Source organism: Hymenobacter bucti (assembly GCF_042681145.1).
Lineage (GTDB): Bacteria > Bacteroidota > Bacteroidia > Cytophagales > Hymenobacteraceae > Hymenobacter > Hymenobacter bucti.
Genome location: NZ_JBHUFD010000001.1, coordinates 142,203 through 164,877, shown reverse-complemented (window position 1 = coordinate 164,877; position 22,675 = coordinate 142,203). Strand labels below are relative to the sequence as shown.

At 60.6% G+C, this 22,675-nt stretch carries 20 protein-coding genes; 6 read left to right on the top strand and 14 right to left on the bottom strand.

Features of this window, described 5'->3' with window-relative positions; genetic code table 11:
* The first annotated feature begins 151 nt into the window (after window positions 1-151).
* A complete protein-coding gene (locus ACFSDX_RS00635) occupies window positions 152-403 on the top strand; it encodes a hypothetical protein (RefSeq protein ID WP_382311092.1) in 252 nt (83 codons plus the stop codon).
* On the opposite strand, the gene ACFSDX_RS00630 is transcribed toward ACFSDX_RS00635, so the two are convergent.
* A complete protein-coding gene (locus ACFSDX_RS00630; protein ID WP_382311090.1) occupies window positions 381-1,163 on the bottom strand; it encodes a TIGR00266 family protein in 783 nt (260 codons plus the stop codon). The genes ACFSDX_RS00635 and ACFSDX_RS00630 overlap by 23 nt on opposite strands.
* A 127-nt stretch (window positions 1,164-1,290) precedes the next feature.
* Between ACFSDX_RS00630 and ACFSDX_RS00625 the strand changes: the two genes are divergently transcribed.
* Window positions 1,291-1,758 carry a toxin-antitoxin system YwqK family antitoxin gene (locus ACFSDX_RS00625; RefSeq protein WP_382311088.1) on the top strand — a complete coding sequence of 156 codons (468 nt, stop codon included), beginning with the start codon at window positions 1,291-1,293 and terminating at the stop codon, window positions 1,756-1,758.
* Between the two features lie 82 nt (window positions 1,759-1,840).
* Here the strand turns inward: ACFSDX_RS00625 and ACFSDX_RS00620 are convergent, their stop codons facing one another.
* From ACFSDX_RS00620 to ACFSDX_RS00590, 7 genes are all read right to left on the bottom strand, one after another.
* Entirely contained in the window at window positions 1,841-2,248 is a 408-nt protein-coding gene (locus ACFSDX_RS00620) for a hypothetical protein (RefSeq protein ID WP_382311086.1), read from the bottom strand.
* 114 nt (window positions 2,249-2,362) lie between these two features.
* Window positions 2,363-3,676, bottom strand: coding sequence for a T9SS type A sorting domain-containing protein (locus ACFSDX_RS00615; protein WP_382311084.1), 1,314 nt, complete (start codon window positions 3,674-3,676; stop codon window positions 2,363-2,365).
* Window positions 3,677-3,996: 320 nt separating this feature from the next.
* The gene (gene gltX / locus ACFSDX_RS00610; RefSeq protein WP_382311082.1) at window positions 3,997-5,544 is read right to left on the bottom strand and encodes a glutamate--tRNA ligase; all 1,548 of its coding nucleotides are present in this window, start codon (window positions 5,542-5,544) and stop codon (window positions 3,997-3,999) included.
* 102 nt (window positions 5,545-5,646) lie between these two features.
* On the bottom strand, window positions 5,647-6,033 hold the full coding sequence (locus ACFSDX_RS00605; protein ID WP_382311080.1) for a Rid family detoxifying hydrolase: 387 nt from the start codon (window positions 6,031-6,033) through the stop codon (window positions 5,647-5,649).
* Between the two features lie 73 nt (window positions 6,034-6,106).
* Window positions 6,107-7,432, bottom strand: coding sequence for a DUF6056 family protein (locus tag ACFSDX_RS00600; RefSeq protein WP_382311079.1), 1,326 nt, complete (start codon window positions 7,430-7,432; stop codon window positions 6,107-6,109).
* Window positions 7,433-7,656: 224 nt separating this feature from the next.
* Window positions 7,657-9,492, bottom strand: a complete 1,836-nt coding sequence (gene glmS, locus ACFSDX_RS00595; protein WP_382311077.1) for a glutamine--fructose-6-phosphate transaminase (isomerizing) — start codon at window positions 9,490-9,492, stop codon at window positions 7,657-7,659.
* A gap of 210 nt (window positions 9,493-9,702) precedes the next feature.
* Entirely contained in the window at window positions 9,703-10,515 is an 813-nt protein-coding gene (locus ACFSDX_RS00590) for a glycogen/starch synthase (protein ID WP_382311076.1), read from the bottom strand.
* A gap of 116 nt (window positions 10,516-10,631) precedes the next feature.
* Here ACFSDX_RS00590 and panC point away from each other — a divergent pair, with 116 nt between their 5' ends.
* Entirely contained in the window at window positions 10,632-11,477 is an 846-nt protein-coding gene (panC, locus tag ACFSDX_RS00585; RefSeq protein WP_382311074.1) for a pantoate--beta-alanine ligase, read from the top strand.
* Between the two features lie 65 nt (window positions 11,478-11,542).
* Here the strand turns inward: panC and ACFSDX_RS00580 are convergent, their stop codons facing one another.
* Window positions 11,543-12,556 (bottom strand): sugar phosphate nucleotidyltransferase, encoded by a 1,014-nt coding sequence (locus tag ACFSDX_RS00580; RefSeq protein WP_382311072.1) that lies wholly within the window; start codon window positions 12,554-12,556, stop codon window positions 11,543-11,545.
* A 202-nt stretch (window positions 12,557-12,758) separates the two neighbouring features.
* On the opposite strand from ACFSDX_RS00580, the gene ACFSDX_RS00575 reads away from it, so the two are divergent.
* The 3 genes from ACFSDX_RS00575 (at window position 12,759) to ACFSDX_RS00565 (ending at window position 14,758) form a co-directional block, all read left to right on the top strand.
* Entirely contained in the window at window positions 12,759-13,337 is a 579-nt protein-coding gene (locus tag ACFSDX_RS00575) for a LemA family protein (protein WP_382311070.1), read from the top strand.
* Window positions 13,338-13,436: 99 nt separating this feature from the next.
* On the top strand, window positions 13,437-13,901 hold the full coding sequence (locus ACFSDX_RS00570) for a TPM domain-containing protein (RefSeq protein ID WP_382311069.1): 465 nt from the start codon (window positions 13,437-13,439) through the stop codon (window positions 13,899-13,901).
* A gap of 80 nt (window positions 13,902-13,981) precedes the next feature.
* Window positions 13,982-14,758 carry a TPM domain-containing protein gene (locus ACFSDX_RS00565; RefSeq protein WP_382311067.1) on the top strand — a complete coding sequence of 259 codons (777 nt, stop codon included), beginning with the start codon at window positions 13,982-13,984 and terminating at the stop codon, window positions 14,756-14,758.
* 84 nt (window positions 14,759-14,842) lie between these two features.
* On the opposite strand, the gene ACFSDX_RS00560 is transcribed toward ACFSDX_RS00565, so the two are convergent.
* From ACFSDX_RS00560 to ACFSDX_RS00540, 5 genes are all read right to left on the bottom strand, one after another.
* The gene (locus ACFSDX_RS00560) at window positions 14,843-15,454 is read right to left on the bottom strand and encodes a 3'-5' exonuclease family protein (RefSeq protein ID WP_382311065.1); all 612 of its coding nucleotides are present in this window, start codon (window positions 15,452-15,454) and stop codon (window positions 14,843-14,845) included.
* A gap of 111 nt (window positions 15,455-15,565) precedes the next feature.
* Window positions 15,566-17,449 (bottom strand): single-stranded-DNA-specific exonuclease RecJ, encoded by a 1,884-nt coding sequence (locus ACFSDX_RS00555; protein WP_382311064.1) that lies wholly within the window; start codon window positions 17,447-17,449, stop codon window positions 15,566-15,568.
* 319 nt (window positions 17,450-17,768) lie between these two features.
* The gene (locus ACFSDX_RS00550; RefSeq protein WP_382311062.1) at window positions 17,769-19,397 is read right to left on the bottom strand and encodes a MutS-related protein; all 1,629 of its coding nucleotides are present in this window, start codon (window positions 19,395-19,397) and stop codon (window positions 17,769-17,771) included.
* 910 nt (window positions 19,398-20,307) lie between these two features.
* Window positions 20,308-22,155 carry a tetratricopeptide repeat protein gene (locus ACFSDX_RS00545; protein WP_382311060.1) on the bottom strand — a complete coding sequence of 616 codons (1,848 nt, stop codon included), beginning with the start codon at window positions 22,153-22,155 and terminating at the stop codon, window positions 20,308-20,310.
* A 129-nt stretch (window positions 22,156-22,284) separates the two neighbouring features.
* On the bottom strand, window positions 22,285-22,563 hold the full coding sequence (locus ACFSDX_RS00540; RefSeq protein ID WP_382311058.1) for a hypothetical protein: 279 nt from the start codon (window positions 22,561-22,563) through the stop codon (window positions 22,285-22,287).
* Window positions 22,564-22,675: the final 112 nt, after the last annotated feature.

The following is a 22,675-nucleotide window of genomic DNA, read 5'->3' as shown; positions in this document are numbered from 1 at the left end:
TTTTCCCAGTAAACTCGTCCAATGTGAATTTGGTCGATTTATTTAGCTGTTAGGTCGAGAAATATAATCCGATGCCGGAGCATTTTCGTATTTTTCTTTAACCAAATTATGGCTACGCTGCTCCTTCCCACCCGCTTACCTTATCTTATTAATGGCATCTCCTCGGTCTATTCCTGCCAGGTCGCTGGCCCCTTCCGAACGGCGCTACCGCCGTTCAGCTTTCAACGGCGCTAAACAGCTCAGCGCCGCGCAGGCGCCCAACCGCCGCATTTTAGTACTATTGGCATTACTTACTTTTGCCCTAGTGGCCTCGTTGGCCATCATCGTGGGCGTGCACTTGCAGCGCGACGGCGAGCAGGCGACGGGCTATCCGTCAGCCGTTATTCATCCAGCCAACCGTTAACGAGGCCACCCAGTACGCTGCCACTTTCCTTCTGGGCATTGCCGCCGCCGGCCGCGAGCGCCCGAACGAGCTTCTTGATGGGCATCGACTGAATCCAGACGCGGCCCGTGCCGCGTAGCGTGGCCAGCAGCAGCCCTTCGCCGCCAAATAGCATCGACTTGAGCCCGCCGGCCCGAGCCACGCTGAAGTCGATGCCCGGCTCAAAGGCTACTACGCAGCCCGTATCCACGCGCAGCAGCTCATTGGTGAGGCGCTTTTCGATGATGGTGCCGCCCGCGTGCACAAAGGCTTTGCCATCGCCGGTGAGCTTTTGCAGGATAAAGCCTTCGCCCCCGAAAAAACCCGCCCCAAACTTCTGGTTGAAGTGCAGGCTGATTTTGGTGCCCTTGGCGGCGGCCAGAAAGCCGTCCTTCTGCACGATGAGGCCGCCAGGCAGCGCCCCTAGGTCGAGCGCAACGATGGTGCCGGGGTAGGGCGCCGAAAAGGCCACGCGGCTTTTGCCGTGGCTGCCCCGGTGCGTGAAGTGCGTCAGGAACAGGCTTTCGCCGGTGATGAGGCGGGTGCCCGCCGAAAATAGCTTGCCCATCAAGCCTTGGTCGGGCTCCGAGCCATCGCCCATTTTGGTTTCGAAGGCAATGGCCTCGTCCATGTACACCATTGCGCCGGCTTCGGCAATGATGGTTTCCTGCGGGTCGAGCTCTACTTCGAGCACTTGGATATCGGAGCCGAGAATGCGGTAGTCCACATCGTGCGAGCGCATGGGCAAAGGCAATGGGGTGAGCGGGCAAATGTAGGCGGCAAACCAAACCGGCGCGCTCAGCCCATACTTGGCGGGCGGTTTTTCCGTTTAGGAGTTGTTCTCAACTCTCACGTGGCCAAGCAGTACCATGCGCTTCCTTTTCCTCGCTTCTCTAGGGCTGCTGGCGGTGGCCTCGGCCTGCACCACGGCGGTACCCGGCCGCCAGCACGCCGCGTTTTGGCGCACCAATGGCTACGACCGCCAGGGTGAGCAGCAGGGCCGCTGGCGCACGTATTTTGACGAGCAGAAGCAAACGCGCCTCACTACCGGGCGCTACCGCCACGGGCGCCCCATGGGCCACTGGCGCTACTATACCCCGCTGGGTACCCTCGACCACGAGGAGCGCTACCGCCGCGACTACAGCGACATTACCTTCTACCACCCCAATGGCCAAATGGCCCAAAAGGGCCGCGCCCGCGTAGTTGACGAGGGCACCGTGCTGCATTATTTCTGGTTTGGCGAATGGCGCAAATTCTCCGACACCGGCCGGCTGGTCGAGATTGACACCTACGAGAAGGGCAAGCAAGTCGCCAGCCACCCCATTCAGGATATGTGAAGGAGGTGAAATGGTGAGGGGTGAAATAGTGATTTTTTCTGTTTAGAAACTCACCATCTCACCCCTCACCATTTCATCTCTGCTACAGCTCCGCGCGCGTTTCGGCGGCTTCATCGGCTTCGTTGCCCACGTCTTTTTTGCGCTTGGCCTCGCGGCTAGTGCGTTTCATGAAGTCTTCGTCGGTTTCCTCAGGCTCCTCGGGTGCTTCGATGGCATCGAAGTCCTCTTTCTCGTCTTCAATGGCTAGGCGGGCGGCTTCGGCAGCAGTTTTGGCTTGGGCCTCTTCGCCGAACTGACCTTCGCGGTGCACGATTTTTTTATCGCGCACGTGGCGACCTAGGAACTGGTTTATTTGCTCGATGGAGTAGTTAGACGTGATTTCGCCCAGCGGATTCACGCCGATTTCGAAGCCGTCCAGCTCCTTGTGCACGCGGGCCTTCTTTTCGGGCTCGGGGGCTTTTTGCTTGGGTTTAGTGGGTTTCTTAGCCATCCTCTTAATGAGCAGTTAGTAATGAGCAATGCGTAATGGCCCCTTACTACGCAAAAGGCCGCGCCGTAGGCTATACGACGCGGCCTGAAACCAGGGCTTAGCAACACCAAGCACCTACTCCACGGTGAGGCGGGTGGCTTGCTGGCCGGCCCGCACGAGGTACACGCCCCTGGGCAGGCCAGCGGGCAGGGCCAATTGAGCGCTGCCCGCGGCATTGGTAGTAGTAGTGGCCACCACCCGACCTAGGGGGTCGAGCACCCGCACGGTGGCGCTGGGCGCCGCCCCAATCAGCGTGGCGTGGGCCGCGGCCGGGTTAGGAAATAGGGCCAGGCCCGCGCGCCCCACGGCTACGGTGCGCACGGGCGAGTAGGTGGCCTTGCCATCACTATCTACCTGGCGCAGGCGATAGTAGAGGGCGGGCGCTGTGAGGGCCGCGCCTTCGGCATCGGCAAACTGGTAGGCGTGGGCCACCGTGGCCGTGCCAGCGCCAGCCTGCCGGCCAATCGTTTTGAACATCACGCCATCGAGGCTGCGCTCGATGGCGAAATAGTCGTTGTTTATTTCCGAAGCCGTAGTCCAGCTGAGTACCGGACCGCCCGGCGACCAGGCGGCCTCAAAGCGGCTGAGCGTGACGGGCAGCGGCTGCACCAGCCGCACGGTCACGGGCACGTCTTTGGAGAGGGCGCAGCCCGCCACCGTGCTCGTCACACGGTAGGTGGTAGTAAGCAGAGGCGCCAGAATGGGCGCATCGGCAATGCCCAGAATCGTGCTAGTGCCCATATCCCTCCAGCTGTACACCGCGCCATTCACGTTGGTAGTGGCCGTCAGCTTCACCGAGCTACCCAGGACGATGGTTGCCGCGGCGGGGCTCACGGTCAGTTCCGGCACGGTTACCGTAAGCTGCTGCTGGGTGGCCGGGCCGCACGCCGTAGGTGCCGTGACGGTATAGGTAGTCGACACGCTAGGCGCCACGGTGAACACCCCCGTGGTATTAGTTTGGGTAGGCGTGTTGGGGGCCGTGAGTGTGTAGCTGCCGGTCGAGCCCGTGGCCGTGAGCACCGTAGCGCCGCCCTGGCACACGGTAGTGGCGCTGGCCCCCAGGGTGAGGGTAGGAGCTAGCGTCAGACTAAAATTCAGCACTTTCGCATTGTTACAGTTGACCGTGGTACCCGTGAGCTTATAAACTGCGGACTGCGTGGCCACCGGAAAGATGAACGTGTAGGCCGTGCCGCCGGTCACCGTTCCTGCATTATAGGTAGTCACCGTGTTGTCGGCCAGCGTCCGGGTCAGCAGCACGGTGCTGTTGGAGGTCGGCGTAACCTGAATCTGCTGGTTAGTGGCCGCCGCGGGTGGGCAGTAGCTGTTGGTAACGCTACCCGAGCCATTGTTGGTAGAAGTGGTTGCCGTGCTGCTTCCTGCCGGGTACACGATATCAAAATGGCCCGAACAGCCCCCACCAGCCTGTCCTAGGCTAATGCGCGGTACCAAGAATACAATTATTCCGCCTATAAGTAAAAGTTTTTTTCTCATCCTATAAAAGTGAAAAGATGCTAAAACCAAAAGTCAAGTAATGCTATCTAAAATTTATACAATCTTATAACATTTTATCATAATGCCTTAATAGATAGCATTCAAATCTAGGGTGAGACCAACCTTACAAAAAATGATTATTCTCAGTATGAATAAAAAAACACAAAAGCCCCCTGACCAAAATGGCCAGGGGGCTTTTGTGTACAGTGCAATTTTAGCTAGCCTAGGCGCTCGCTGGCGGCGCGCAGGCGCCCGCTTACTTCGCCCGTGCCCAAGATGGCGAGGGTCTCGAAAAGGTCGGGGCCGGCGCCAGCGCCGGTCACGGCCACGCGCAGGGCTTGCAGTACCTGGCCGGGCTTGAGGCCCTGGGCGGCAGTGGTATCGTTAAAGATGCTCTTGAGCACTTCGGCGTTGGCGCTGGGCTCCGAGTCAGCGGGCAGGGCCTCGGCGTAGGCGACCAGGGCTGCCGACACCTGGGGGTTCCATTTTTTGCTGACGACCGCCTGGTCGTATTCAGTCGGGGCCTCGAAGAAATACTTGGCCTCCTGCCAGAAATCTTGCGGGAAGCTGACGCGCTCCTTCATCACGCCCACTACTTGCTCAGCCTTCTCGGGCGAGCAGGTGATGCCGTGCTCGGCGAGCGCGGTGAGCAGGTAGGGCGCCAGCTCGACGTTGGATTTGGCGCGTAGGTAGTGCTCGTTAAACCACTTTATCTTGGCCTGGTCAAACTTGGCGGGCGACTTGCTCACGCGCTCGATAGTGAAGGCTTCAACCAGCTCCTGCATCGAGAAAATCTCCTGCGCGGTGCCAGGGTTCCAGCCCAGGAAGGCTAGGAAGTTGACCAGTGCCTCGGGCAGGTATCCCTCCTCGCGGTAACCGCGACTCACGGTGGGCTCGCCGGTTTCAGCGTCAGTGCCGCGCCACTCCAGGGCAAACACTGGGAAACCTAGGCGGTCGCCGTCGCGCTTGCTGAGCTTGCCGGTGCCGTCGGGCTTGAGCAGCAGCGGCAGGTGGGCAAACTGCGGCATGGTCTTTTCCCAGCCTAGGTAGCGGTAGAGCAGCACGTGGAGCGGCGCCGAGGGCAGCCACTCCTCACCCCGAATGACGTGGGAAATGTCCATCAGGTGGTCGTCCACGATGTTGGCGAGGTGGTAGGTCGGCATACCGTCCGACTTCATCAGCACCTTGTCATCAACGGCGCTCGAGTGTACCACCACCCAGCCCCGAATCATGTCCTGAAAGCGGATTTCCTCTTTGCGCGGCACCTTGAGGCGAATAACGTAGGGCGCGCCCGCGTCGAGCAGGGCCTGGGTTTCGTCCTCGGGCAGGGTCAGCGAGTTGCGCATCTGGGCGCGCGTGATGCTGTTGTACTGCGGGTTGGGCACCTTAGCGGCCTGCAGGCGCTCGCGCATTACGTCGAGCTCCTCGGGGGTGTCGAAGGCGTAGTAAGCGTAGCCGTCGCGGATGAGCTGGTCGGCGTACGCGCGGTACATGGGCTTGCGCTCGCTCTGGCGGTAGGGGGCGTGGGGGCCGCCCTTCCAGGGGCTTTCATCGAGCTCAATGCCCACCCACTCCAGGCTCTCGCGGATGTAGTCCTCGGCGCCGGGCACAAACCGATTCTGGTCGGTGTCCTCGATGCGCAGAATCATGGTGCCGCCCAGCTTGCGGGCCAGCAGGTAGTTGTAAAGGGCCGTCCGCACGCCGCCAATGTGCAGCGGGCCAGTCGGCGAGGGTGCAAAGCGCACCCGAACAGGTCTTTCACTCATAATACCCCAAAGGTACGGCAGTAGTGAAATGGTGAGATAGTGAGGTGGTGAATTGATAAGCTTCTTGCTGAGAATTCACCACCTCACTATCTCACCATTTCACTACTCGCCAACGGCGATGCACGAGATTTCCACCTCCACGTCGCGGGGCAGACGGCTCACCTCCACGGTTTCGCGGGCCGGGGCCGTGGCCTCGTCAAAATAGGTACCGTATATCTGATTGATAATGGCGAAGTTACCTAGGTCCTTCACGAAGATGGAGCACTTCACCACGTCGGTGAGGGCCAGGCCCGCGGCGGCGAGCACGGCGGTCAGGTTCTTCAGCACCTGGTGGGTTTGGGCGCTCACGTCGCCCGCGCCCACGGGCTGCCCAGCGGCATCGAGCGGTATTTGGCCCGATACGTACACGGTATTGCCAGCCTTAATGGCCTGCGAGTAGGGCCCGATGGGCGCGGGCGCCTGGTCGGAAAAAATAATCTGGTGGGGCATGGGGTGAAAAAGTACGTTAAGTTGGTGTGTCAAAGTAACGCACGAAGCCCCGGCTCCACCTCCTTATAATAAGCTAGCGAGGCTCGTCTTTCTCCGACACGTATACCGCCGGGCACCCGTAAAACTGGGCGTAAGCCACGTTTCCCCACAGGTTTTCATTGGCCGAGATATCGTAGTAAAAGATGGTCTGAGGTCGCTCACGCAAGGGGTCCAAACGCAGGGGCGCAGCGCTGGACGGCGCCGTATGCACGAAGGCTACCCGAGCGCGCTGTTGCTGGTCGTAGCGAGCGGCACTGCCCCCAAGCCAATCGCGGTAGGCCTGCACGACGGTATTGCTTCCCGCCCCAATGCTGTCGTGCGTTAGGTGCACGTTATGGTCCGATAAGCAGGCGACCAGCAGCCAGCCAGTCAGCCCCATCTGTACTGGCCGGGCTACCAGCAGTGCCACGTAGCGCGCCTCGAAGCGGCTGGCCCAGCTGTAGGCACTAAGCAGCAGCCCCGCCACAAAGTAGAGGTATAGTAGGTTTTTCACCCGCAGGGCGGGCGCAAGGCCCGATGCCACATGGCAAAACAAAAAAGCCACCCACACCCCAGCCAGCGTGAGCAGAGGCCACAGCAAAGGCTGTCGCGTGAGGCGGTGCAGCAAGGATGAGTGCGTATCGGCTTGGGCTAGTGCTGCTGCTAGCGGTAGCCCAAGCAGTAGCACTAGCAAAAGTATCCCATCGCCTAGCCAGTTTACTACGCAGTAGACCATGCCGCCGGTAGCTAGTACCATGGCCTTTACCAAAGCGCTAGCGCCGTGCCCGGCGCCAAGGGTATGCCACTCTGCAAAGTGAGCTGGCGAGGCGAGGGTTAGTAAGCTGCCTAGCAACATGGCTGCCCCTAGCCCACCCCACGGCCCGCGCCAGGCGGGCACCCGCAGTGCCCCTGCTGCGCCTATGTAGACCAGCGGCAGTAATAGCGCAGTGACTTCACTAAAGCCCGGAATCAGAAAGCATAGTAGCATTGCGGTTGCCCACTGCAGCCAGTGCGCACTCGATGGCCTGCCGTATAGCCAACAGAGTAAGGCGACTAATACGCCCGTTAGAGTAGCTGGATAGAGGTACGCGACGGAGCCCGTTAGCCAGAATATTCCCTCCGCGGGCCACGGAAATTTTATCAAGGCAATAATAGTCAACAAGCTACCCAGCGCCACGGCTAGTTCACTGCCAGCCTTCGCCCGCCCGGTCACCCCGGCAGTCACTGCATAAAGACTAAGCACAAAGCTGCTTAAACCGCCAAAAATCAGGGCCTGATACGCCTGCGGGTGCGTCCCAAAAAACTTTATTACCACACTAAACAATGAAGCCGAATAGCGCCCGGAAGTATGGCGATACACTCCTGCTACATAGTCTGCCATTGGGCGGCCACGCAGGTAATTTCCAATCGCAAAGTCATCGAGCGCGGGATGACTATAAAATGCCAACACGCTGAGGGGCAACACACACACCCCCGCCGCCAGGGTTACTAGCATCTGGGAGGATAGCCAAGACAACACGCGCATAAAAGAGCAGCAAGCTTGCGTTAAAAACCCCGCTGGTGCTGGCCAGCGGGGTTTTTGGGTTAATGACCTAGGGTGCCCGGTTACTCCACCGTCACCGACTTGGCCAGGTTGCGGGGCTGGTCTACGTTGCAGCCGCGCAGCACGGCAATGTGGTAGCTCAGCAGTTGCAGGGGAATAACGGACACGAGGGGCGTCAGGACCTCCGAAGTAGGCGGCACCTCAATCACAAACTCGGCCATGGCCGGAATGGTCGTGTCGCCCTCCGTCACTACGGCGATGATGCGGCCCTTGCGCGCTTTTACCTCCTGAATATTGCTCACTACCTTCTCGTACGAGCTGTCGCGAGTCGCAATCACGACCACCGGCATGTTCTCGTCGATGAGGGCTATGGGGCCGTGCTTCATCTCGGCGGCCGGGTAGCCTTCGGCGTGGATGTAGCTGATTTCCTTGAGCTTGAGCGCGCCCTCCAAGGCCACCGGGAAGTTGTAGCCCCGCCCTAGGTATAGGAAATTAGGCACATCCTTAAACGTTTCGGCAATGACCTGAATTTCGGCGTCGAGCTTCAGCGCCTTCTCGACCTTGGCCGGAATGCTGTGCAGCTCGGCCATCAGCTCGCGCACCTTGGTTTCGGAAAGCGTGCCGCGGCGCTGGCCAATGCTCATGGCCAGCAGCACCAGCACCGTCACCTGCGCCGTGAAGGCTTTGGTCGAAGCCACTCCGATTTCGGGGCCGGCGTGGGTGTAGGCGCCCGCATCGGTAGCGCGGGCAATGCTGCTGCCCACTACATTGCAAATGCCGAAAATGGTGGCGCCCTTGCTCTTCGCCAGCTCCAGGGCGGCCAGCGTATCGGCCGTTTCGCCGCTCTGCGAGATGGCAATCACAATGTCGCGCTCCGAGATAACGGGGTTGCGGTAGCGAAATTCCGAGGCGTACTCGACCTCGACCGGAATGCGGGCTAGGTCCTCAATCAGGTACTCGGCCACCAGGCCGGCGTGCCAGCTCGTGCCGCACGCCACAATGATGATGCGATGGGCATTAACAAATTTTTGCTCATAAGCCCGGAAACCGGCCATGTTCAGGTGGCCGCCGTCCAGCTCGAGGCGCCCGCGCATCGAGTCGAGGATGGAGCGGGGCTGCTCAAAAATCTCCTTGAGCATAAAATGCTCGTAGCCACCTTTTTCAATGCTATCCAGCTCCAGCTCCAGGCGCTGGATGTAGGGCGTCTGCACCACGTCCTCGCGCGAGCGGATGGCCAGCTGCCCCCCGCGGATAACGGCCAGCTCATGGTCATTCACGTACACCACCTCGTTGGTATACTCGATGATTGGCGTGGCATCGGAGGCCACAAAAAACTCGCCCTCGCCGATGCCGATTACCAGCGGCGACCCCTTGCGAGCGGCAATCAGCTGGTCGGGCGCATCCTTACTCAGCACTACAATGGCGTAGGCGCCCACCACTTCGTGCAGGGCCAGGCGCACGGCTTCTTCAAGCGTGCACTCGTTTTGCGTCTGAATCTCCTCGATGAGGTTGACGAAAACTTCCGTATCGGTGTCGGAGTGAAACACGTGGCCCTGCTGCACCAGGTGGGTTTTGAGGGCCGCGTAGTTCTCAATGATGCCGTTGTGAATGATGGCAATGCGCTCCGAGGTAGAGAAGTGCGGGTGGGCATTCACATCGTTGGGCTCGCCGTGGGTAGCCCAGCGGGTGTGGCCCATGCCCACGGTGGCGTGGGTGTCCTTGTCGCTCAGAAAACCTTCTAGGTCGGCTACTTTACCTTTTTTCTTATAAACGTTCAAGTTACCGTTGAGCAAGGCTACGCCGGCCGAGTCGTAGCCTCGGTATTCGAGGCGATGCAACCCTTTCAAAATAATAGGACAGGCCTCACGATGACCTAGATACGCAACAATGCCGCACATGGCTTATAGGATAAAAAAGAGTGAACGTAAATTTTTATAGGAAAAGTATTAGGCTAAAAACCAGCTTAAAAGTACGGCGTAGTTTCTTAACCAAATGCAATTTTAAAATTTTGGATTAACAAAAAACCGGCCGCCGGACCGCTTGTCGCGGTGCCAACGGCCGGTTGGTAATGCAAAGTTACTACGGCTGAGAATATTCCGGGGCGAGGACTAGCTAGCGAGGTCGTTATAGAGCGCTTGGTAGGACGAAAGCAGGTTTTCGTCAGCGGCTACCTGGCTTAGGTGCTTGCGCGAAGCATATTCCTTAAACAGGCCGTTCAGGTTATCGGAGAAGTCCTCGTCGGAGCGCACCACCGTGTCGGCGTACTGCATACCGAGCTTCACGAAGCCGCTGAAATCAGCCGTTTTTAGCTCCTTCAGCATCTCGTCGTCGATGTCGAGCATTTTGGCTTTCTCAACCAGGTTGCCCTCAAACTTGTCCAGGAACTCGTTGTTGTAGACCGTGAATACCGATTTAGCATCCTTAAAAACCGGGTCTTTCTTGTACGTAGTTTTCAGGTACAACGGAATAAGCGAGGTCATCCAGTCGTTGCAGTGCACGATATCGGGCGACCAGCCGAGCTTTTTCACCGTTTCGAGCACACCTTTGCAGAAGAAAATGGCGCGCTCGTCGTTATCCGCGTGAAATTTATCGTTTTTGTCTACCAGCGCCGATTTGCGGTGGAAGTAATCTTCATTGTCAATAAAATAAACCTGTAGCTTCGCGGTCGGAATCGACGCCACTTTAATTACCAGCGGCTTTTCATCGTCGCCCACGGCAATGTTGATGCCCGAGAGACGTACTACTTCGTGCAGCCGATTCTTGCGTTCGTTGATGATGCCGAAGCGAGGCACGAAAATCCGGATTTCAGCCCCGGCCTCCTGCATGGCGGCTGGCAGGCGGCGCAGCAGCTCAGCCACTTTCGTGGTTTGCAGGAAAGGGTCAATTTCGGTGGCCGCGTATAAGATGCGCAACTTCGACATGATAACTTGGGAAAGGATTTAGGAAAAGGCCAAGGCTTGGCTACACAAAATTACGCATTTTTTAGCGAAAAATCAACAAAATTCATTCAAACCTTGCTTTTAGGCTATACTAAAGAATGTTAATTTTTACCACCGCCGCCGAGCTGCGCGCCCACGCCGAGCAGGCGCGCGCCGCTGGCCGGCGCATCGGCCTGATACCCACCATGGGCGCCCTGCACGAAGGCCACTTGCAGCTCGTGCGCACCGCCGCCGCCGAATGCGACGAGATTATCGCTTCGGTGTTTGTCAACCCCACGCAGTTCAATAACCCCGACGACCTGCGCCTCTACCCGCGCCTGCCCGAGCAAGATGCTGCGGCTCTGGCGCCCGCGGGCTGCACGGCGCTGTTTATGCCCGCTGTGGCCGAGGTGTACCCGCAGCCAACGGTGCTGCGCTTTGACTTCGGCCCGCTGGAGCGGGTGATGGAGGGCGCGCACCGGCCGGGCCATTTCAACGGCGTGGCTACGGTGGTCAGCAAGCTCTTTCACCTGGCCCGGCCGCACGCGGCGTACTTCGGGCAAAAGGACTTTCAACAGGTCGCCATTGTGCGGCAATTAATTGCCGACCTTTCTTTTGACCTGGAATTAGTCGTGTTCCCGACGGTGCGGGAAGCCGACGGCTTGGCCATGTCCTCGCGCAATGCCCGGCTCTCGCCCGAGACGCGGGCGGCAGCGCCACTGCTTTACCAGGTGTTGCAGCAGGCGGCGGCGCAAGTGCGCCTAGGGGTGCTCCCAGCCGAAGTGCAGCAGCACGCCTCAGCCACGCTAGCGCAGCACCCATTGTTTACCCCCGAATATTTTGAAGTAGCCGACGCGCAAACCTTGCAGCCAATCAGCAGCTACGACACCGGCCGCCCGGTGGTGCTGTGCGTAGCGGCTCACCTAGGTGGCGTGCGACTTATTGATAACGTGGTAGTTGAGTAATGGGCAATGGGAGTAATGCTATTCAGTTATTACTCCCATTACCCATTACCTAAAATTACCCATTTTTACCCCCTTGCCTGGCTGTAGTCAATCTCCGTGTTGTCGCCTAGGTTGAGGCTGTGGTTGAGGCCGCGGAACGAGGCGTCGGAGCCCACGATGCAGTCATGCATGACGGCCGAGCTCAGCTCGGAATAAGAGCCGATGATGCTGTCGCTCACGATGGTGCTGCGAATGATGGTGCCCTCGCCAATGGCCACGTTGGGGCCAATGATGGAGTGCGTGATACGGCAGCCGGCGCCGATGCTCACGGGCGGAATCACAACGGTGTCAGTGAAGTCGGGGTAGTCGTGGGCGGCGTAGAACTCGGGCTGGTCGAGCAGGCGGGCGTTGGCTTCGAGCAGGGTTTCCTTGCGGCCGCAGTCAAACCAGTTGTCCACGGCGGCGGGGTGCATCACCTCGCCTTCCTCGATGAGGTGCATGAGCGCATCGGTGAGCTGAAACTCCTCGTGGGTGCGCTGGTCGGTGGCAATGAGCCACTCCAGGGCCTGGGCCAGCTTTTCGGCGTTAGCAACTTTGTAGAGGCCCACCAGGGCGTAGTTCGACTTCGGGATGCGCGGCTTCTCGACCACGCGGTTTACCTGGCCATCGGGGCCAGTTTCGACGATACCGAACAGGCTGGGCGTTTTTACTTCCTTCACGGCCAGGATGGTGCCGGGCTGGGCCAGCAGGGCGGGCAGGTCCACGTCCACAATGGTATCGCCGAGCAGGATGAGCACGCCGTCGGTATCGTGCCGGAAGGTCTCGCGGGCCATGTACAGCGCGTGGCCCAGGCCCTCGCGCGGGGCCTGCACCACGAAGGTGGCGTTGAGCTCAGGGTAGCGCTCGCGCACGTACTGCTCTATTTTTTCGCCTAGGTAGCCAATAATGAATACGTACTCGGTGAGGCCCGCCGCTTTCAGCCGGTCAATGATGTGGCCCAGAATGGTATTGCCAGCCACCGGCACCAGGCTCTTGGGCTGCGTGTGGGTGTGGGGGCGCAGGCGCGAGCCGATGCCGGCAACAGGAATAATGGCTTTCATACGGCTAAAGGTAGGGCTAGCAGCGGTGGAGGCGGCAGGGAAATGCAGCAGCTATACAACTGTGGCGGGGCGCGTGCGTATTTTGCCCCGGTCGGGTCATCAACCGCTAACTAGCGGCGGTGGTTGCGGCGATACACTATCTCATTTCTCACCGCTGGACCTTCAAAATTAACGGCCAGCTTTCAGAAACCCTTAAACCCTTATGAAACGCCTTCTTCTTTACTTCGCCGCGATGGTCACGCTTCTTTCGCAGTCGTCGTGCGGCTACAATGGTATGGTACAGCGCGACCAGGCCGTGAAAGCTCAGGTTGGCAACCTGCAGGGCGCCTACCAGCGCCGCTCTGACCTCATTCCTAACCTAGTAAACACCGTGAAAGGGGCCGCCAAGCAAGAGCAGGCCACCCTGACCGGCGTAATCGAGGCCCGCGCTAAAGCCACCAGCGTGCAGCTAAATGCCAACGACCTCACGCCCGAAAACATCGAGAAATTTCAGGCGGCGCAAAGCCAGCTTTCGGCCGGCCTAGGCCGCCTGCTGGCGGTGAGCGAGAACTACCCCGAGCTGAAAACTAACGCCAACTTTCAGGAACTGCAAGCCCAGATTGAGGGCACCGAAAACCGCATCAACGTGGAGCGTAACAAGTTTAACACGGTTACCAACGACTACAACGGCTTTGTGAAGTCGTTCCCGAACAACCTGTTTGCGGGCATGTTCGGCTTCAAGGAGGCGCCCTACTTTAAGGCTGCTGAGGGGTCGGAAAAAGCACCCACCGTTCAGTTTTAAGTAGGTTGTAAATAGTAAGTTATGAGTTGTGAGTTTGGCCGGATAGCTGGCCGAGCTCACAACTCATAACTTTTGCCTTTTAATTCGTAACTCTCCAACATGACCTCTCCGCTCACTCCGGCTCAGGAAGAATCGCTGGTGGCCGCCATCAAACAGGCCGAGCTGCGCACCTCGGGCGAAATCAGGCTGCACCTCGAGCAAAAATGCCCGACGCCCGAGCCGCTCGACCGCGCCGCCCAGGTATTTGCCGAGCTGAAGATGCACAAAACCAAGCTGCGCAACGGCGTGCTGTTTTACCTGGCCTGGCAGAGCCGGCAGTTTGCCGTGGTTGGCGATGCGGGTATCAATTCGGTGGTGCCCGATGAGTTTTGGGAAGCCGTGAAGGAAACGATAGTGAGTCAGTTTCGGCAAGAGAAGTACGTGCTAGGTCTCGAGCACGGCATCAAGCTGGTGGGCGAACAACTCCAGCAGTTTTTTCCTTACGACGCCGCTACGGACACCAACGAGTTGGACGATACCATTTCTTACGGGGACGACGCCCCTACCTCGCCACCCCGCCGATGAATCAGTTTTTTTTAACGCTACCTACGGCGCGCTCCGTCTTTCGCCCGTCACGCGGGCTCCATTGGCGCAGCTTACTTTGCTTGCTGCTGTGGCTGGGCCTGGGGCTGGCGGCGCATGCCCAACAGCTACCACCAGTACCCAATCCGCCGCGCCTGGTCAACGACCTGGCCGGGGTGATGCAGCCGCAGGAAGTGGCCGCGCTGGAGCAGAAGCTGGTGAGCTACAACGACAGCACGACCTCGCAGATAGCGGTGGTGACGGTGCCCACCCTAGGGGGCAGCGAGATTGCCGACTACGCCCAGAAGCTCTACGAGAGCTGGGGCATTGGCTCCAAGAATAATAACAACGGCATCCTGGTGCTGGTGGCCATCCAGGAGCATCAGGCGCGCATCCAAACGGGCTACGGCCTCGAAGGCGCCGTGCCCGACGCGCTGGCCAAGCGCATCATCTCCAATACGCTGATACCAGCTTTCCGCCAGAACCAGTACTACGCGGGCCTCGACCGGGCCACCGACCAGCTCATTGCCCTAGCCAAGGGCGAGTATAAGGCTGACCCAGCCGACGCGCAACGCACCCGCGGCCGGCGCGACCGCACCGGCTCGGGCTCCTTTTTCTGGATAATTATCGGCGTGCTGGTGCTCATCTTCCTGCTGCGCTCGCGCGGGGGCGGCGGCCGAGACGGGCGCGGCGGCCTAGGCGGCGGCTTTGTGCCCCCCATCATTTTCGGCGACTTCTCAGGCGGCCGCGGGGTCTTCGGGGGCGGCGGCGGCGGTTTTGGCGGCGGAGGCGGTGGTGGCGGCTTCGGTGGCTTTGGCGGCGGCAGCAGTGGCGGCGGCGGCGCCAGTGGCAGCTGGTAGGATTTCAATTAGCAATTAACAATGAGCAATTATCAGTTCCTGGGTCGTGTCAAGCGCACCCTAGGAGTTGATAATTGCTCATTGTTACTTGCTAATTGTCTTATAGGCCGGGTGCTCGTAGAACGGGCGCAGCAGGCGCACTACCTCCAGGGCATCGGCGAGGGCCTCGTGGGCTACGTGGGGCTCGGCATCGCCGGCGCGGGCCTGGCAGATGAGCATCGAGGGTAGGCGCGAATCTTTGTGCCAGTTTAGGTAAAACGCGGCGGGGTCGAGCACGGCGGGCTCCGACCTAACGAGCGTACCCCAGCCGGGCAGCTGCCGCAGAAAGAGCAGGTCGAAGGTGGCGAAGTTCTTGCCGGCCATCACCACGCTCAGGCAGTCTTTTTTATTGGGCCGAAAGCCGTTTGCCAGCAGAAACTCGCGTAGCTGGGGCAGCAGTTCGTCGGGCCGGCAGATGTCGGGCGCGGCCAACTTGGTTTTGTCGGCCAGCTCGTGCAGCAGCCCCGCGTTGAGGGCCAGCGCACCGGCCGTGCCGCAGATTTCGGGGTGGCGCACGGCGCGGCGGAAGGCGGGCAGCTCGGCCAGCGGCGTGGCGGCAGCCCGCTTAGTATCCTCCACCACGGCGGCTAGCTCCAGCACCTGGTGGCGCAGCGGGTCGGGGCCGCTCATTTCGAGGTCAACAGAAACGTAACGCAAGACTTAATGGGTAATTGGCGTAATGGGTAATGAGCGTAATAACTCTGAATACGGTTAAACGCATTTCAGACTCATTACGCTCATTACCCATTACGCCAATTACCCATTAACCTACTCCCAGCGCAAATCCAGCAGCCGCAGCTGCAACGTGCGCTGGCCCCGGAACTCGTTCATCTCCAGGATGTAGCACGCATGCAAGAGTGCCTCCGGGGTATCGAGCAGGCGGGGCAAGTAGTGCCCCAGTCCAAAGCCAATGGCTTCGAGCACGATGCCCGGCGACTGCCCGGGCTGCATCAGGCGCATTTTGAGGTGGCCGGCCTGGCCCACGGGCCGCACCGAAGAAGGCACCGCCCGCAAGCCGGCGCTGGCGAATACGGGCGCGGGGTTGCCGGGGCCGAAGGGCTCCAGGCGCTGCAATTCGGTCAGGAAATCGGCCGTAAGTTGGGTAAAATCAAGCCACGAATCGATGTCCACGGGCCGCACGGGTTGCTGGCCGGTGGGCACGCGGGCCGCCACTTCGCGCATAAACTGGGCCCGGAAAGCCGGCAGGTTCTCGACGGGCAGCGTGAGGCCGGCCGCCGCCCGGTGGCCGCCAAACTGGCTCAGGAGCGGCGCGCAGGCTTCCAGCACTTCGTGCACGTCGAAGCCCGCAATGGAGCGCGACGAGCCGGTGGCCATGCCATCCTTTTCGGTGAGAATAACGGTGGGGCGGTAGTACTGGTCGAGGCAGCGCGAGGCCACGATGCCCAGCACCCCCTGCGGCCAATGCGGCTGAAACAGCACCGTAGCGGGCGACGTAGCTCCGTCGGGGTCTTCGGCAATCAGGGCCAGTGCCTCCTGGGTGGTGCGTGCGTCGGAGAGGCGACGCTCCTGGTTCATGTGGTCGACTACCTCAGCCGTGTAGCGCGCCTCTTGCTGGGTGGGGGCCAGCAGCATATTCACGGCGCGGTGGGCATCGCCCATGCGGCCGGCGGCGTTGATGCGCGGCGCAAAGCCAAACACCAACGAGCTGAGGCTCAAGGGACCCTGGCGCGGCGCGGCTAGCTCGTGCAGCGCCGCCAAGCCAGGGCGCAAGCCGTCGCTGGAGGGTAGTGCCGACGAGGCGTGCGCGGGCCGCGGCGCGGGGCCATCGGCCGTGTCGGAGGCCGTTTGGGCTACTTGCGGCGCGGTGGCCTGGGCGGCGGCCGCCTGCGTCACGTTGAAGCGGCGCAGGCCGTGGGCGGCTAGCACGCGGTTTTCGCCCGTCACGGGCACCACGTCGGCGGCGATACTCACCGTCACGAGGTCGAGCTGGGCGTAGAGCGGCTCGGTGGGCAGCCCTAGGCGCTCGGTGAGGCCTTGCAGGAGCTTGAAGCCCACGCCGCAGCCCGACAGGTCAGGGTACGGGTAGCTGCAATCGAGGCGCTTGGGGTCGAGCACGGCCACGGCGGCGGGCAATGCCTCGCCGGGCAAGTGGTGGTCGCAGATGATGAAATCGAGCCCTACGTCATTGGCGTGGGCCACCTGCTCCACGGCCTTCACGCCGCAGTCGAGGGCAATCACTAGGCTGAAACCGTGAGATTTAGCAAAATCCACGGCCTGCAGCGAGATGCCGTAGCCCTCACGGTGCCGGTCAGGGATGTAGGGCTGGAAGCGGCTCTGCTCCTCGGGCGTGTCCGGGGCTTCGGCAAGCGGCCGCAGATAGCTCACGACCAAGGCCACCGACGTGATGCCGTCGACGTCGTAGTCGCCCAGCACCAGTATTTTCTCCTTATTGTGGAGCGCTTTTATCACTCGCGCCACGGCGAGGTCCATGTCGCACATTAGCCAGGGCGATGGCAAATCGGCTAGCTTAGGCTCGAAAAACTCCTGCGCCGCCGTGGGCGTCGTAAGGCCGCGCTGCACCAGCAGCCGGGCTAGTACCGCACTGATATTCAGCGTCTCCTCGAGGCCGGCCACTGTGTCGGGGTCGGGGTCGGGGGCAAATATCCAGCGCTTGAGAGGTATAACAGGCATTAATAAATAGAACAGGAATAGCCTCAAAAGTACGTAAAAAATAGCCGCCGTACCTTCGCCCGCTCTTTACCCCTGCCATGAGCCGCCTCCGCGAGTTTTACCAGCGCTACCGCCAGTACATTTTATCCGATGGCCTGATGTACGTCGTATTCCTCCTGGCTTTGGCGGTGATGTTCGTCTTTTTTAGATAGGCCTAGGTGGCGCTGTGGCAGACGGCACCCAAGGAAGTGACTTGGCCTTTTGTAAAGCTCAGTGAGGCAGCTTTTCCAGCAAGTAAAAACTGCGCTCGATACAGGATAGTATCTTTATAGCAAGTCATTTAGCCTACTAAATCCTCCTCCCGCCTGGTCAAATCAGCCGATGTACCTTCTCCCGGCCCAACTGGTTGCGCCCGGGTAGCCAGCGTGGCGCTGAGCGCCTGTGCGGCGGCGACCACTTGCGCCGGGTAGTGCAGGCGCGCCAACAACCGAATGGCATTGCGCGTGGTCAGCGGACCGGCTTTAAGGCGGTAGTCGAAGTACCAGTCGTCCGCCGTGACCGTCTCGCAGAAGTGGTATTCGACGTAGCAGGACTGCAAGAGCGCGCCCAACTCCCCATCGTGGGTGGCCGCCACTACCCAGCTGCGCGGCTGCAAGTAGGCCAGCACGGCCTTGTTAGCGGCGACGCGCTCCTGCGTATTCGTGCCTTTGAGGAGCTCATCCAGCAGCAGCAGGTAGCTGCCGGGGGCCGCGTCGCAGGCCAGCAGTAGTTGCCGCATGGTTTCGGCTTCGACCAGGTAGTAGCTCTTGCCCGTGGGCAGGCTGTCGGCCAGGCTGAGGCTAGTGAGCACCCGGCAAAACGGGGCGCGGTAGGCGGTTGCTGGGCACGTCGCTACCGTCTGGGCGAGCAGGGCAGTCACGCCCAGCGTGCGCATAAAGGTGGTTTTGCCCGCCATGTTCGAGCCGGTAAGCAATACTCCCTGCCCGGCCAGGGTGAGGTTATTGGGCACGCACCCCGGCACCAGCGGGTGGTAGCCGCCTTGCAGCTGGATGCCCTCGGCCGCCGGCCCAAAGTGCGGCACGCAGGTGGCGTGGCGCTGGCGGAAGCTGGCCACCGCCAGGGCGCAATCGACGTAGCCCACGGCCTCAAAGACCGTCCGAATTGCGGGCGCGTGCTGCTGCACGGCCACCCGGCAGCGGGCATACAGCAGCACGTCGAGCAGCAGCAGCATCTTGAGCAGGTCGAGCACGAACAAGTTGTCTTCCACCTGAAAAAATGCAACTTGCCACATAATGTCCCTCAGCCGGGCCAGGGGCGCGGCCAGCTGCTGCAGCGACCGCAGGGGCAGGGCCGCCCGCTGCAGCGCTTGGCCCGCCCGGCGTAAGCGGCCCAATTGTAGCAGCGGGCGAACACAGTTCCTAATCCGTGTGCGCTGCCACAAGTGAAATACCGTATTGGTGAGGGCCAACGCAAGCGTACCCAACCAGAGCCCGGGGAGCCAAAAGCCCCCGAGCAACGTGGCCAACAGCCCCAGCGCGAGCAACGGCGCGAAACGCGCGCCGGGCAACGTGGGTAGGGGCTGCCCCTGCAACAAATCGGTCAGGTAGTACGCCTCGTGGGCCGTCATCTGGTCGAGGGCGAGCAAGGCTTGCCCGCGGGCTACGGATTGCTGCGCCAACAGGGTCGCGGCCGCATCAAACTCGTGCAAGGCGGCCTCGTCGGCGAGCGGGCTACGCAGGCGGTGGTAGAGGCATTGCTGGCCGACCGGGCTCACCGTCGCATCGAGCAGGCCAAAGAGCAAGTCGCCGTTCAGGTCCTCCCAGGTTTGGTCCGGTAGGCGCTGGTAGGCGGGCTCGTGCTGGACGTGGTCGTAGTAGCGGGCGACCAAGGGGAAGTAAGGAGCGCGCGTAGCCGGCTGGTGCCAGGCCGCCTCCAGGCGGCGTAAGCGCGTGCGGGAAGAAGTCCACATGAGAAGCAAGGTCAGCTACCAAGGCGCGGGCAGTGAGGTGGTGCCGCTGGTAGGTACGGGTAGCTAGATAGTACTTGCAAGGAAAGTATTACACTAGGTACCATAGCTGAGCGAGCCAAACCCTACACTTATTTAAAGAGTGGGTTTGTAAGAATTCTTACGCTGAGTGGCTTATTCAAGAAATGAGAACGAAAAAAGCCAACTGCTACCTTATCCAAAGTTCTATTTTTATTGCCTGCTGTTCAGGGAGGGGCTTATAGCATGCCTCGCCTAAATTTAGTGAACATTCAAACTTAGCGACGGACTAATATGGGCGCGTTCCCATCGGTAATACAGTGCTGCCCCTACCAACCCAGTAAAAGCGTAGATGCTCAGCAATGCCCCGTCCCGGGACCATTCTATCCACGCAAACCAGGGCTTGGTATCTGCTCCGCTGGCATGAATGGTATACAGTGTAGCGGCGTGCCAGTACCACAAAAACCGCGGCAGCAGGTAGAGCACTGCTCCAAACAATGCGCCGAGTCCTAACACCCATTGATAGCCCTGCCGAGCGTGTCGCCATAGTGAGCGTGTTAAGGAAAAACCGATGATTCCTACTAGGTACCCCCACCCACAGTAAACCAACTCATAGAGGGGCAACCCTAGAAGCAGCCCTAGTTTATTACGCAGTGAGGCGTGCGCCCACACAGGCCAACTACCTAGCGGCGAGGCGAGAGGTACTACCATCTTTAATGCGCCTGCGATGCTGGCACAAGCTAGCACTAGCAAGAAGAGACGCAGCGCATGTTTCATTGTGTCTTATAACGTTTATTCAAGGAACGTTTAAGAGACATCATCAACTCTCTCACTCAAGGCACTACTCCTCTCTAAAGCTTCCCTGTAGCTACCTAGGCACTCATAATAGCCCTTTTTACTGCACCGCGTCGCCGCGCAGGCGGCGGAAGCGCTTGCGGGCCTCGGCCACGTAGATGCTGCCGGGGTACTTGGTCAGCAGTTGCTGGTAGAGCGTCTGGGCCTGGGCTTTGTCCTTCACGTCCTCCTCCTGAATGCGGGCCAGCAAAAACAGCGCGTCGTCGCTGAGCACATCGTACTTGGGGTTTTCGGTGAGAAGCTTGAGGGTGGCGGTGGCGCCGGGCGCGTCGCCGGTGCGGCGTTGCAGCTGGGCTTTCAGGTAGAGGGCATCGTCGGTGAGGGCGTGGGCGGGGTAGTTGCGCAGCAGATTGTCGAGGCCGGTTTTGGCTTCGGCCAGCTTGTTTTGGAACACGAGTTGCTCCACGGCGGCGTAGGCCTTCAGGCCGGTACCTAGGGTGTCCTCGGCGGTGTTTTCCTGGATGAGCAACGAGAGCTGCATAGCGTCGTTGGCGATTTCGCGGGTCGTGGCTTCCTTGAGAATATCGAGGTGGCTCTGGGCCAACTTAAAATCGCCGGCGAAGTAGCTGAGGCGAGCGTTGCGCAGCTTGGCCTCGTAGCCCAGGGGCGCCTCGGGGTGCGCTTTCTCGACCTGCGAGTACAGCAGGGTGGCTTCCCAGGGCTCGCCCTTCAGCAGGTAGAGGTCGCCTAGGGTGGTTTTGGCCTCGTCTACCACGTCGGCGCTGGCGCGGGGCATGGCCACCACCGCTTGCAACAGGCTCATGGCCTTAGCCTTGTCATCGAGCGAAAACGCGTAGAGGTCGGCCAGGCTGCGAATGACCGGGGCGGTGTCGGGCGTGCGGCCCAGCTCGGCAAGCAGGCTTTCGTACTCGGTGGCCAGGGCGCGCACCTTAGCCTGGTCTACGGGGTAGGTGTCGCGCACTTGGGCCTCGCGGGCTTGCAGCAGGCGCTGGCGGGCTATTTGGTAGTACGGGCCCTGGCGGTACTCGCGCACCACGTAGTCGTAGGCCGCGATGGCGCTCTCGTAGTCCTTGTTGCGCTCGGCGATGCTGCCCAGCTGCAGCACGCGGCTGCCCTTGGTGCTGCCGCGGCGGTCGAGGGCGCGGGCCTGCACCAACGCGCCCGCAAAGTCGTGGCGCTGCACTTGCAGCCACAGCAGCAGCTCGCTGTAGGCGCCCTGCTCGGGGTGCGTCTGCACGGCCGTTACCAACTGCTTTTCCAGCGCATCGAAGTCTTTTTCTTCGTGCAGAGCGTTCTGGAGCATGTTGCGCACGAAGGGCAGCTGCGCCTCATCCTGCTGCACCAGGCGCAGGGTTTCGGCCAGCAGCTTGTCTTGCTGCTGGCTTTGGGTATAAAGCTGGATGAGCTGCGGGGCGTACTCCGAGTTGTTCTTGGCCAGCTCGCGGCCGCGCAGGTAGGTGCGCTCGGCCCAGGCGGGCAGCTCGCGGTGGCCAAACTCGGCGGCCACCGGCGCCACTTGCTCGGCCGTGAGTTGATTGACGACACGCTGATACTGCTTGTCGGCCGCGGCTGCGTCGCCGCTGGCGGCGTAGAGGCCCCCTAGGGCCACGCCGTAAGTGCCTTCTTCGGGGTGCTGCTTGATGGCTCGCTTCACCAGCTTTTCGGCGTCTTTGTAGCGCTTCTGGGCTTGCAGCGCGGCCAGGTACTCGGGTAGTACGGTGGGGCTGGTTTGCTCGATGTCCTTGAGCTGGCCGAATAGGAAAACGGCCTTTTCATACTCGCCACGGCGGGCGTATTCCTTGGCCAGCGTGGCCCCGCTCACGGGCGCCCAGCTGCCGGGGCGCGGGCCGCCGAAGGTGGGCTGGGCGTGCGCGGGGGCGGCCACGGCCAGCCAGCCCAGCGGCAACAACAACGATAAGCGACGCATAGTCTTCATAGCTATAGAACCAACGATAATAAGCCTCAACGCCGCAGTGCAATTACTTTGTTCAACCGCCGGTCTCTGCGCATTTCTTATTTAAATGCAGCCCGCCGACGGGCTGCGCTAGCTGCCGGGCTAGCGGGCCACGGAGCCCAGCCAGAGCGACACTACTAGCAAGCCCGAGGCTAGCAGCTCCTTTTTCATGGTATGTAATGAGCGCTGGTGCACATAGCTACCCACCAGATTGCACCCGACCACGGCCAGCAGCAGGGCCAACGGATACACCAATGGCTTCGCCTCGACAGCCCAAGAGCTATGCCGACCAAGGCTCAGGCCCAGCAGCAACCCTAGGGCTAGCAACAGTAAGCCCGGCAGCCCGCGCCTAGTGAAGGAAAGAAGAGGTTTTGCTAGCATAGCCATGGCGCTTTGGGCGAGCCCTAGGAAAGCCCGCCGGGCAAGATACAAGAAAAGCGCCTGACCAAGTGGAGGCGCACAGCCTCAGCACTTAGTCAGGCGCTAACCTAGG

Coding starts and splice junctions, on each gene's coding strand:
- ACFSDX_RS00635 (WP_382311092.1), top strand. CDS start 152: ATGGCATCTCCTCGGTCTATTCCTGCCAGGTCGCTGGCCCCTTCCGAA.
- ACFSDX_RS00575 (WP_382311070.1), top strand. CDS start 12,759: ATGAAACGCCTTCTTCTTTACTTCGCCGCGATGGTCACGCTTCTTTCG.
- panC (WP_382311074.1), top strand. CDS start 10,632: ATGTTAATTTTTACCACCGCCGCCGAGCTGCGCGCCCACGCCGAGCAG.
- glmS (WP_382311077.1), bottom strand. CDS start 9,492: ATGTGCGGCATTGTTGCGTATCTAGGTCATCGTGAGGCCTGTCCTATT.
- ACFSDX_RS00630 (WP_382311090.1), bottom strand. CDS start 1,163: ATGCGCTCGCACGATGTGGACTACCGCATTCTCGGCTCCGATATCCAA.
- ACFSDX_RS00605 (WP_382311080.1), bottom strand. CDS start 6,033: ATGCCCCACCAGATTATTTTTTCCGACCAGGCGCCCGCGCCCATCGGG.
- ACFSDX_RS00590 (WP_382311076.1), bottom strand. CDS start 10,515: ATGTCGAAGTTGCGCATCTTATACGCGGCCACCGAAATTGACCCTTTC.
- ACFSDX_RS00545 (WP_382311060.1), bottom strand. CDS start 22,155: ATGCGTCGCTTATCGTTGTTGTTGCCGCTGGGCTGGCTGGCCGTGGCC.
- ACFSDX_RS00540 (WP_382311058.1), bottom strand. CDS start 22,563: ATGCTAGCAAAACCTCTTCTTTCCTTCACTAGGCGCGGGCTGCCGGGC.
- ACFSDX_RS00570 (WP_382311069.1), top strand. CDS start 13,437: ATGACCTCTCCGCTCACTCCGGCTCAGGAAGAATCGCTGGTGGCCGCC.
- gltX (WP_382311082.1), bottom strand. CDS start 5,544: ATGAGTGAAAGACCTGTTCGGGTGCGCTTTGCACCCTCGCCGACTGGC.
- ACFSDX_RS00555 (WP_382311064.1), bottom strand. CDS start 17,449: ATGCCTGTTATACCTCTCAAGCGCTGGATATTTGCCCCCGACCCCGAC.
- ACFSDX_RS00580 (WP_382311072.1), bottom strand. CDS start 12,556: ATGAAAGCCATTATTCCTGTTGCCGGCATCGGCTCGCGCCTGCGCCCC.
- ACFSDX_RS00625 (WP_382311088.1), top strand. CDS start 1,291: ATGCGCTTCCTTTTCCTCGCTTCTCTAGGGCTGCTGGCGGTGGCCTCG.
- ACFSDX_RS00600 (WP_382311079.1), bottom strand. CDS start 7,432: ATGGCAGACTATGTAGCAGGAGTGTATCGCCATACTTCCGGGCGCTAT.
- ACFSDX_RS00620 (WP_382311086.1), bottom strand. CDS start 2,248: ATGGCTAAGAAACCCACTAAACCCAAGCAAAAAGCCCCCGAGCCCGAA.
- ACFSDX_RS00550 (WP_382311062.1), bottom strand. CDS start 19,397: ATGTGGACTTCTTCCCGCACGCGCTTACGCCGCCTGGAGGCGGCCTGG.